Consider the following 10,385-nt stretch of genomic DNA (forward strand, 5'->3'; position numbering starts at 1 on the left):
GAAAAAATTTATCTATCGAGTGAAAAGAGGTACGCCATGAACACCTATCGACAGGCAATTTCGCAGCCCGACACCCATAGCAAGGTGATCGGCTACCTGCTCTGGATTTTCGGTTTCACCGGATCGCACCGCTTTTATTACGGCAAACCCGTGACAGGTACGATCTGGTTCTGCACCTTAGGTTTGCTGGGGATTGGCTGGCTGATCGACCTGTTCCTGATCCCGGCCATGGACCGTGAAGCCGACCTGCGTTTTACCGCCGGGCCCATCGAATACAACGTGGCCTGGGTGCTGTTGACGTTCCTGGGTGTGTTCGGCGTGCACCGCATGTACCAAGGCAAATGGATCAGCGGCTTGATCTACCTGCTGACCGGCGGCTTGTTCCTGGTGGGGGTGCTGTATGACTTCTGGACGTTGAATACGCAGATTTCAGTGCGTAATGCCGAGCGCAATGGCGGCCGCTGAGACTCTAGAGGCATATACAGAAGCAAATGTGGGAGCGGGATTGCTCGCGAATGCGGTGGATCAGTCAGCACCTTCAGCGACTGACACTCCGCATTCGTGAGCAAGCCCGCTCCCATATTTTTTACCCTGCCCGCTTTAGGCCTGGTAGCTGATCCGACCATCGACCAGGGTGTAGCGCACCGTCGCCGGCAGGCTGTGGCCAATGAACGGGCAGTTTTCACCCTTCGACAGCCAATGCTCCCCGGCAACGGTGGAACTGGCCGGGTCAAACAGCACCAGATCCGCCGCCGAACCCACCGCGAGCTTACCCGCCGGCAAGCGCAGGGCGTCGGCAGGCCCCGCGCTCAAGCGTGCCAGCAGCGTCGGCAAATCGAGCAAGCCTTCCTCAACCAACGTCATCGCCAGGGGCAACAACAGCTCAACGCTGCTGATCCCCGGCTCAGTCGCGCCAAACGGTGCCAACTTGGCATCGCGTTCGTGGGGCTGGTGGTGGCTGGAAATCGCCGAGACCACCCCGGACTTCACCGCCGCCCGCAGACCATCACGGTCGGCACGGGTGCGCAGGGGCGGCTGCACGTGGTACAGGCTGGAGAAGTCGATCAGCGCTTCGTCGGTCAAGATCAACTGATACAACGCCACATCCGCCGTCACCGGCAAGCCACGGGCCTGGGCCTGGGCGATCAGGGCCACGCCCCGCGCGCTGGTCAGCTGGCTGAAGTGCGCGCGCGCGCCGCTTTGCTCGACCAGCAGCAGGTCGCGGGCCAGGGCCACGGTCTCGGCGGTCTCGGGGATGCCGGGCAGGCCGAGGAAGCTGGCCACGGCACCTTCATGGGCCAGGCCACCTTCGGCGAGGTCGCGGTCCTGGGAATGGAAGATCACCGTCAGGTCGAAGGTGGCCGCATATTCCAGGGCGCGGCACAGGGTGCGAGTGCTGCGAAAGCTTTCCAGGCCGTTGCCGAAGGCCACGCAACCGGCGTCGCGCAGGGCGATCAGTTCGGCGAGTTGTTCGCCTTCCAGGCCTTTGCTCAGGGCGCCGATGGGGAACACTTTGCAGTTGCCGGCTTCACGGGCGCGGTCGAGGATCAACTCGGTCACCGCCGAGGTGTCCAGGATCGGCTTGGTGTGCGGCGGGCAGCACAGGCTGGTCACGCCACCGGCAGCGGCGGCGCGGGTTTCGCTGAGGATGCTGCCTTTGCGGCTGTAGCCCGGCTCGCGCAGGGCGACGTTGAGGTCGACCAGCCCGGGTGCGGCCACCAGGCCTTTGGCGTCGATGGTTTCTACCGCGCTGAAACCGGCCGGGGCGGCGCCGATGGTGATGATCTTGCCGGCTTCAAGATGCAGATCGGTGACTTGATCCAGGCCACTGGCCGGATCGATGACGCGGGCGCCGAGGATGCTGAGCTTCACTGGGCGTTCTCCTGCTCGAATTGACGTTGTGCGGTTTGCCCGCTCATGGCCATGGACAACACGGCCATGCGCACGGCGATGCCGTAGGTGACCTGGTTGAGAATCACCGACTGGGTGCCATCGGCCACCGCCGACTCAATCTCTACGCCACGGTTGATCGGGCCAGGGTGCATCACGATGGCGTCCGGCTTGGCACCGGCCAAGCGCGCAGTGGTCAGGCCGAACAGGCGGTAGAACTCACCTTCGCTCGGCAGCAGGCCACCGGCCATGCGCTCGCGCTGCAGGCGCAGCATGATGACCACGTCCACATCCTTGAGGCCTTCGGCCATGTCGGTGTAGACCTTCACACCGTATTGCTCGATGCCGATGGGCAGCAGGGTTTTTGGCGCGATCACGCGGATGTCCGGGCAGCCCAGGGTTTTCAGGGCCAGCATGTTCGAGCGCGCAACCCGCGAGTGCAGGATGTCGCCGACGATGGCCACCGACAGGTTTTCAAAGCTGCCCTTGTGCCGACGGATGGTGAGCATGTCGAGCATGCCCTGGGTCGGGTGGGCGTGACGGCCGTCGCCGCCGTTGATGATCGCGACCTGCGGGCACACGTGCTCGGCGATGAAGTGCGCGGCGCCGGAGTCGCCGTGGCGCACCACGAACATGTCGGCGGCCATGGCTTCCAGGTTGCGCAGGGTGTCGAGCAGGGTTTCGCCCTTGCTCGCCGACGAGGTCGACACGTTCAGCGTGATCACGTCGGCCGACAGCCGTTGGGCCGCCAGTTCAAAGGTAGTGCGGGTGCGGGTGGAGTTCTCGAAGAACACATTGCAGATGGTCTTGCCGCGCAGCAGTGGGACCTTCTTCACCGCGCGGCCGCCGACTTCAAGGAACGAGTCGGCAGTGTCGAGGATTTCGGTGAGCAGTTCGCGGGGCAAACCGTCGAGGGACAAGAAATGTTGCAACTGACCCTGAGCATTGAGCTGCAGCGGGCGCTTGGCATCTAGAGGCGTCATCGCGGGGACTCTTTACAAGGCGGTTTAAAGGGCAAGGTCTTGCAGTTCGAGTTCGAGCGGCGTGGGACCGGACAATTTTACCCGCTGGTGGGGTTCCAGCGACAGCGTTGCGCCGACCACATCCGGGCTGATCGGCAATTCGCCGGCGTCCAGGTCCAGCAGGCAGACCAGGGTCACGCTGGCCGGGCGGCCGTAGTCGAACAGTTCGTTCATGGCGGCGCGGATGGTGCGCCCGCTCATCAGCACGTCGTCGATCAGGACCAGGTGCTGGCCTTCGATCTCGAACGGCAGGGCCGACGGGCGCACTTGTGGATGCAGGCCGTTCTGGCTGAAGTCGTCCCGGTAGAACGACACGTCCAGGGTGCCGAGGGGCGCGTCGCTGCCCAATGCTTCCAGCAATGCCTGGGCGACCCACACACCGCCAGTGCGAATGCCGATGAAGCGTGGCTCGCTGATGGCGCGGTGTTGCAGATGGGCCGTGAGGTTTTTGGCCATTTGGCTGATCAGTTCGGCGGGGTTCGGCAAGCTCATGCAGGCTCCTTCAGGACCTTGGCGCAGGCAAGGTCCGGGCTCAAACGTAAAAAGACGCGGCAAGCCGCGTCAGTCAGGATTCAAATAAAGCGGTGTTTTCATCCAGCCAGCCCTGCAACAGCAAGGCGGCGGCGATGGCGTCCACCGGGTTGTCGCGGTAGCTGCCTTTCTGGCCGCCACGGTCGCGGCGTTCACCTTTGGCTTCAAAGGTGGTGAGGCGCTCGTCGTGGGTATAGAAGGGCAGGTTGTAGCGGCCATTGAGGCGGCGGGCGAATTTTTCGGCGCGCAGGCACATGTCGCTTGGGGTTCCGTCCATGTTCAGCGGCAGGCCGACCACGACGGCGTCGGGCTTCCACTCCTTGATCAGGGCTTCGACCTGGTTCCAGTCCGGTACGCCGTTCTGGGCTTTCAAGGTGCACAGCTCGCGGGCCTGGCCAGTGATCACCTGGCCGACCGCTACGCCGATCTGTTTGGTGCCGTAGTCAAAACCGAGGATCAGACGCAAAGCCATCAGGCGTGCCCCGCCTGGCTGGTCAGCAGGCTGAGGTTGACCCGCAGCTTGGCCGCAGCGGCGTCAAGGCGCAGTTCCACGGGGGTGTTGAACAGGATGTCGGCGTCGAACGGGCAGGTCAGCCAGGCGTTGCTGGCCAGTTCGGCCTCCAGCTGGCCAGCTTCCCAGCCGGCGTAGCCGAGGGTGATCAGGCTGTGCTCGGGGCCCACGCCGTCGGCGATGGCGAACAACACATCCTGGGACGTGGACAGCGACACGCCGTCCAGGTCGACCGTGGCCTGGAACTTCGGCCCGGTGGGGTGCAGGACAAAACCGCGATCGGTCTGCACCGGCCCGCCGATGTAGATCGGCACGCCCTGGCAGCGAGCCGGCGGGTCGGCCTCGGGGCGCAGTTGCTCAAGAATGTCCGCCAGGTTCAGCTCTTGCGGGCGGTTCACCACCAACCCCATGGCACCATTGGCGGTGTGCTCGACAATGTAGGTCAAGGTCTGCGCAAAGTTCGGGTCGGCCATGTGAGGCATGGCGATCAGGAATTGGTGCTTGAGGTAGGTCGGGCTGACGTTTTTCATGTCCGCTAGTGTGGCGTTGGAGGGGCGAACTGACAAGCCTGGCGTGTAGTGAGCGGGCTTGCCCGCGCTGGGTGGCGAAGCCGCCCCAAACGGTACGCCGCGGTGTTTCAGAAAGACCGAGGTGAATGGATTGGGGCGGCTTCGCCGCCCAGCGCGGGGCAAGCCCGCTCACTACAAGTGTCTGATTTAGTTGCTGGAGAGGCGGTCGCCCTTGGCAAACTTCCAGGTGCGGATGATTTCCAGGCGGTCGACGTCGTTCAGGTCGCCGGTAAACGGTGCAAAAGGTGCGGCCAGGCGCACGATGCGCTGGGCGGCCTGGTCCAGCAAGGGCTGGCCGGAGGACTCGAGTACCAGCACTTCATATAACGAACCATCGCGGTTGATCGACACCAGTAAGCGCAAATTGCCATAAATCTGCTGGCGGCGAGCCTCCTCCGGATAGTTGAGGTTGCCGATGCGCTCGACCTTCTTGCGCCACTCATCCTTATACCAGGCGCCCTTGTCACGCATGGTCGAGGCGGCATTCAGCCGGTAGATGCGCGGGCGCTTGGCGTACAGCTGTTGTTCGTTGGCCAGTTCGGCTTCGAGGCTGGAGATTTCGTCGGTCAGCGTTGAACTGTCGAAGGTCGGCGCCGGCTTGACGGGCAGGGGCTGCGGCTCGGTCTTGGCTTTTTCGCGTTGCACCGGCGCTTTCTGCGGTTTTGGCGCGACGGTGGTCACGGTGGGCTTGGGTACCGTCTGCTGGACCTCGGGCTTGGGCGTCGGCGGTGGGCTGACTTTGTTGACCTTGTTGTCCTGGAATGGCGCCACTTGCGTAGTCTTGGGCACCGCTTTCTTGTCCAGGGTGCCGCTGCCTTGCTGGTTGTCCTGGGCGAGAAAATCGGCCTTCTCGGGCTTCTTTTCGCTCTTGAACGTGGCGAGGGTGATTTCCAGGGTCCTGGTGATCTGCTTGGGTTCGACCATGGTGAAACCCACGCCAAGGAGCAGGGCCAGGTGAATCAACGCAGCCAGGAACAGGGTAAATCCGAGCCGATCAGCCGGGCGCACCCTGCTGTGGGAGAGTTCGGGGGGCAGTTCGGACGGAGGGGGCATAAAAAACCAACATCACGCGTTTGGTGGGTGCCGCATGATAGCGCAATGTTGGTTTTTAGCTTCAAGTGACAAGTTACAAGCTGCAAGTCTTGATGCGGTCCGCCTTAAGCTTGCCGCTTGGAGTTTGCCGCTTGAAGCTTCGCATCAATGGCGGCCATCAGCATTTCGCCGATATTGGTGCCGAACGCGTTGTCGATCTCGCGGATGCAGGTCGGGCTGGTGACGTTGATTTCGGTCAGGTGCTCACCGATCACGTCCAGGCCTACAAACAACAGGCCTTTTTCCCGCAGGGTTGGTCCGACTTGGGAGGCGATCCAACGATCCTTGTCCGACAGCGGCCGTGCTTCGCCACGTCCACCTGCCGCCAGGTTGCCACGGGTCTCGCCGGCTGCCGGGATCCGCGCCAGGCAGTAATCCACCGGCTCGCCGTCGATCATCAGGATGCGCTTGTCGCCGTCCTTGATCGCCGGCAGGTAAGCCTGGCCCATGATCTGCTGGGTGCCCAGGGCGGTCAGGGTCTCCAGGATCACCGACAGGTTCGGATCGCCGGCGCGGTGACGGAAGATCGACGTACCCCCCATGCCATCCAGCGGCTTGAGGATTACATCACCGTGCTTGGCGGCAAATTCACGCAACACGTCGGCACGGCGGCTGACCACGGTCGGCGGCGTGCATTGTGGGAACAGGGTGGCGAACAGCTTTTCATTGCAGTCGCGCAGGCTTTGCGGTTTGTTGACGATCAACACACCGGCGCGTTCGGCCTGCTCCAGCAGGTAGGTGGAGTAGACGAACTCCATGTCGAACGGCGGGTCCTTGCGCATCAGGATCACGTCCAGGTCGCTCAGGGAACTGTCGGTTTCGTCTCCCAGTTCGAACCACTTCTCGGGGTTGGCAAACACCTGCAGCGGGCGCATGCGCGCGCGGGCCTCGCCGTCGCCCTGGTACAGGTCGCGCTGTTCCATATAGAACAAGGTCCAGCCGCGGGCCTGGGCGGCCAGGAGCATGGCCAGCGAGCTGTCCTTTTTATAGGAAATGCTGGCGATAGGGTCCATGACAATGCCGACGCGAACGCTCATGGGGGATTTCCTCTAGCAAATTAGGGCGCATAAAAGTGGCGTCAGAGTGGCGCTGCGGCTGTTGTGGGTCAAGGAAAAACCACCTGGCCGGTTGCTCGATAGATTGCGTCCGGAGACTGTGCTAAAAAGACTGCCACAGCGCAGCAGCCCTTGAGATCCAAGGCTTGCGGCACTCACCCTGTGAGACGTCAGGCAGTACACACCGAAAACCGATTCGCTGTGGCGATGGTAGAGCAGATATGGAACAGCATTCCAACGCCTTGAGAGTGATGGTGATCGACGATTCAAAGACGATCCGCCGTACCGCCGAGACCCTGTTGAAGAACGCGGGGTGCGAGGTCATCACGGCCATCGACGGTTTCGATGCCCTGGCGCGGATTGTTGATCATCACCCACACATTATTTTTGTCGACATCATGATGCCGCGCCTGGATGGCTACCAGACCTGCGCCCTGGTGAAGAACAACCCGGCGTTCAAGTCGATCCCGGTGATCATGCTGTCCTCCAAGGACGGCCTGTTCGACAAGGCCAAGGGGCGTATCGTCGGTGTCGATCAGTTTTTGACCAAGCCTTTCAGCAAGGAAGAACTGCTGGGCGCGATCAAGGCCTACGTGCCTGCCTTCGCCGCAGTAGAACAAGCACACTGACACCGCCCCACAAGGGCCGGCGTCTACCAAGTTAGTGGGGAAAACCATGGCACGTGTTCTGATCGTCGACGATTCGCCGACTGAAATGTACAAATTGACCGGCATGTTGGAAAAGCATGGCCACGAAGTCCTCAAGGCCGAAAACGGCGCAGACGGCGTGGCCCTGGCCCGCCAGGAAAAACCCGATGCCGTCCTCATGGACATCGTGATGCCGGGCCTCAACGGCTTCCAGGCCACCCGCCAGCTGTCCAAGGAGCCGGAAACCAACGGCATCCCGATTATCATCATCACCACCAAGGATCAGGAAACCGACAAGATCTGGGGCGCGCGCCAGGGCGCCAAGGATTACCTGACCAAGCCGGTGGATGAAGACACCCTGATCGCCACCCTGAACAAGGTGTTGGCCGGCTGACGGCAGGCGATCATGACCGAGTCGCAAACCGCCTTCGAGCTGTTGCTGGACATCGACCGCCGCTGCCGCCTGCTGGCTGCCGACCTGCCGTCCCAGGAAACCCGCCAGCAGGGTTGGAGCGGCATCGGCTTTCGCGTGGGCGCGCACTGGTTCGTCGCGCCCATGGGCGAAGTCGCCGAAGTCCTGCATGAGCCGCGCTGCACTTTAATGCCCGGGGTCAAGACCTGGGTCAAGGGCGTGGCTAATCTGCGTGGACGCTTGTTGCCGGTGATGGACCTCGGTGGGTTCCTCGGCCAGGCGCTGTCCAAGGCGAGCAAGCAACGGCGCGTACTGGTGGTGGAATACAACGACCTGTTTGTCGGGCTGTTGGTGGACGAGGTGGTGGGCATGCAGCATTTCGCACAAGACGCATTGCGGGTGAACGTCACCCCCGGCGCGCCGTTTATCCAAGGCCAGTTCGACGGCGATCAGCCATGGCAGGTCTTCAGCCCCTTCGCCCTGGCCCAGGCCCCTGGCTTCATGGATGTCGCCGCATGACCACCGCTACCACGCCCAAACCCCAGGCCGCCTCGCACAGCCGCTCACAGATCATCGTGCTGTTTATCGCGCTGATCGTGTTCATCATGCTGCTGTTTGCCAACTTCGCCTACCTCAACACCCAGTCCACCTACGACAAGCAGTACATCGGCCACGCCGGTGAATTGCGCGTGTTGTCCCAGCGCATCGCCAAGAACGCCACCGAAGCCGCCGCCGGCAAAGCCGCCGCGTTCAAGCTGCTCGGCGAGGCGCGCAACGACTTCGCCCAACGTTGGGGCTACCTGAAAAAAGGCGACCCGCAAACCGGCCTGCCCGCCGCCCCCAGCGCGGTGCGCGCCGAGATGCGTGCGGTGCAGACCGACTGGGAAGCGCTGCTGAAGAACACCGACGCGATCCTCGCCAGCGAACAGACCGTGCTGTCCCTGCACCAGGTGGCCGCGACCCTCGCCGAAACCGTGCCGCAATTGCAGATGGAGTCGGAAAAAGTCGTCGACATCCTGTTGCAACGCGGCGCCCCGGCCAGCCAGGTGGCGCTGGCCCAGCGCCAATCGCTGCTCGCCGAACGCATCCTCGGTGCGGTCAACACCGTGCTCGCCGGCGACGAAACCGCTGTGCAGGCCGCTGATGCGTTTGGCCGTGATGCCAACCGCTTCGGCCAGGTGCTCAACGGCATGCTCCAGGGCAACGCCGGGCTGCGCATCACCCAGGTCGAGGACCGCGACGCCCGTGCGCGGCTGGCGGAGATTGCGGAGCTGTTCGAGTTTGTCTCCGGCTCCGTGGATGAAATCCTCGAAACCTCGCCGCAACTGTTCCAGGTGCGTGCGTCGGCGAGCAACATCTTCAACCTCTCGCAAACCCTGCTCGATGAAGCCTCGCACCTGGCCACCGGGTTTGAAAACCTCGCCAGCGGGCGCACCTTCGATACCATCGGCGGCTACGTGCTGGGCTTGCTGGCGCTGGCTTCGATCATCCTGATCGGCCTGGTGATGGTGCGCGAGACCAACCGCCAACTGCACGAAACCGCCGAGAAGAACGAGCGCAACCAGAACGCGATCATGCGCCTGCTCGATGAAATCGAAGACCTCGCCGACGGCGACCTCACCGTGACCGCCTCGGTGACCGAAGACTTCACCGGCACCATCGCCGACTCGATCAACTATTCGGTCGACCAGTTGCGCGACCTTGTCGCCACCATCAACCTCACCGCCGGCCAGGTCGCGGGTGCAGTGCAGGACACCCAGGCTACCGCCATGCACCTGGCCCAGGCCTCGGAGCATCAGGCCCAGCAGATCGCCGAAGCGTCCACCGCGATCAACCAGATGGCCCAGTCCATCGACCAGGTTTCGGCCAACGCCGCCGAATCTTCGGCGGTGGCGGAGCGCTCGGTGGAAATCGCCAACAAAGGCAACGAGGTGGTGCACAACACCATCCACGGCATGGACAACATCCGCGAGCAGATCCAGGACACCGCCAAGCGCATCAAGCGCCTGGGCGAGTCGTCCCAGGAAATTGGCGACATCGTCAGCCTGATCGACGACATCGCCGACCAGACCAACATCCTCGCGCTCAACGCGGCGATCCAGGCGAGCATGGCCGGGGATGCCGGGCGTGGTTTCGCGGTGGTCGCCGATGAAGTGCAGCGCCTGGCCGAACGTTCTTCGGCGGCGACGCGGCAGATCGAAACCCTGGTGCGCGCCATTCAGGCCGACACCAACGAAGCCGTGATCTCCATGGAGCAGACCACCACCGAAGTGGTACGCGGCGCGCGGCTGGCGCAAGACGCCGGGGTGGCGCTGGAAGAGATCGAAGGCGTGTCGAAAACCCTGGCGGCGCTGATCCAGAGCATCTCCAATGCGGCGCAGCAACAGACGTCTTCGGCGGGGCAGATTTCGCTGACCATGAACGTGATCCAGCAGATCACCAGCCAGACGTCTTCGGGCTCGACCGCGACCGCCGAGAGCATCGGCAACCTGGCGAAGATGGCCAGCCAGTTGCGGCGTTCGGTGTCGGGTTTCACCCTCCCAGCCGCAAAGCAGGTGGATGATTGAAATACCATCCCAATGTGAATGCGGGCTTGTGTGGGAGCGGGCTTGCTCGCGAATGCGGTGGGTCAGCCAATACAGATGCCGGCTGACCC

12 protein-coding genes are annotated in these 10,385 nt (G+C 62.9%); 5 read left to right on the forward strand and 7 right to left on the reverse strand.

The window, feature by feature from the left end; all coding sequences use genetic code 11:
- The first annotated feature begins 36 nt into the window (after nt 1-36).
- A complete protein-coding gene (locus IB241_RS27170; protein ID WP_192301255.1) occupies nt 37-465 on the forward strand; it encodes an NINE protein in 429 nt (142 codons plus the stop codon).
- 135 nt (nt 466-600) lie between these two features.
- Here IB241_RS27170 and IB241_RS27175 read toward each other — a convergent pair whose 3' ends face one another.
- From IB241_RS27175 to gshB, 7 genes are all read right to left on the reverse strand, one after another.
- A complete protein-coding gene (locus IB241_RS27175) occupies nt 601-1,872 on the reverse strand; it encodes a dihydroorotase (protein WP_192301256.1) in 1,272 nt (423 codons plus the stop codon).
- The gene (locus tag IB241_RS27180; RefSeq protein WP_192301257.1) at nt 1,869-2,873 is read right to left on the reverse strand and encodes an aspartate carbamoyltransferase catalytic subunit; all 1,005 of its coding nucleotides are present in this window, start codon (nt 2,871-2,873) and stop codon (nt 1,869-1,871) included. The genes IB241_RS27175 and IB241_RS27180 overlap by 4 nt, the downstream gene beginning before the upstream one ends.
- 24 nt (nt 2,874-2,897) lie before the next feature.
- Nucleotides 2,898-3,404 carry a bifunctional pyr operon transcriptional regulator/uracil phosphoribosyltransferase PyrR gene (gene pyrR, locus IB241_RS27185; protein WP_192301258.1) on the reverse strand — a complete coding sequence of 169 codons (507 nt, stop codon included), beginning with the start codon at nt 3,402-3,404 and terminating at the stop codon, nt 2,898-2,900.
- 73 nt (nt 3,405-3,477) lie between these two features.
- Nucleotides 3,478-3,915, reverse strand: a complete 438-nt coding sequence (gene ruvX, locus IB241_RS27190; protein ID WP_003195067.1) for a Holliday junction resolvase RuvX — start codon at nt 3,913-3,915, stop codon at nt 3,478-3,480.
- On the reverse strand, nt 3,915-4,484 hold the full coding sequence (locus tag IB241_RS27195; RefSeq protein WP_192301259.1) for a YqgE/AlgH family protein: 570 nt from the start codon (nt 4,482-4,484) through the stop codon (nt 3,915-3,917). The genes ruvX and IB241_RS27195 overlap by 1 nt, the downstream gene beginning before the upstream one ends.
- 186 nt (nt 4,485-4,670) lie before the next feature.
- Entirely contained in the window at nt 4,671-5,576 is a 906-nt protein-coding gene (locus IB241_RS27200) for an energy transducer TonB (RefSeq protein WP_192301260.1), read from the reverse strand.
- 104 nt (nt 5,577-5,680) lie between these two features.
- Complete coding sequence (gene gshB / locus IB241_RS27205) at nt 5,681-6,652, reverse strand: glutathione synthase (RefSeq protein WP_192301261.1); 972 nt, start codon at nt 6,650-6,652, stop codon at nt 5,681-5,683.
- 239 nt (nt 6,653-6,891) lie between these two features.
- Between gshB and pilG the strand changes: the two genes are divergently transcribed.
- From pilG to IB241_RS27225, 4 genes are read left to right on the forward strand one after another with little or no spacing between them, the layout of a single operon-like run.
- Nucleotides 6,892-7,299 (forward strand): twitching motility response regulator PilG, encoded by a 408-nt coding sequence (pilG, locus tag IB241_RS27210; protein WP_026137140.1) that lies wholly within the window; start codon nt 6,892-6,894, stop codon nt 7,297-7,299.
- Between the two features lie 46 nt (nt 7,300-7,345).
- Nucleotides 7,346-7,711, forward strand: a complete 366-nt coding sequence (pilH, locus tag IB241_RS27215) for a twitching motility response regulator PilH (RefSeq protein ID WP_034101258.1) — start codon at nt 7,346-7,348, stop codon at nt 7,709-7,711.
- Between the two features lie 12 nt (nt 7,712-7,723).
- Entirely contained in the window at nt 7,724-8,248 is a 525-nt protein-coding gene (locus tag IB241_RS27220) for a chemotaxis protein CheW (protein ID WP_192301262.1), read from the forward strand.
- Nucleotides 8,245-10,296, forward strand: a complete 2,052-nt coding sequence (locus IB241_RS27225) for a methyl-accepting chemotaxis protein (protein ID WP_192301263.1) — start codon at nt 8,245-8,247, stop codon at nt 10,294-10,296. Before IB241_RS27220 ends, IB241_RS27225 begins: the two co-directional genes overlap by 4 nt.
- The last annotated feature ends 89 nt before the right edge of the window (nt 10,297-10,385 follow it).

This window comes from Pseudomonas sp. PDM05, from assembly GCF_014851685.1.
Lineage (GTDB): Bacteria > Pseudomonadota > Gammaproteobacteria > Pseudomonadales > Pseudomonadaceae > Aquipseudomonas.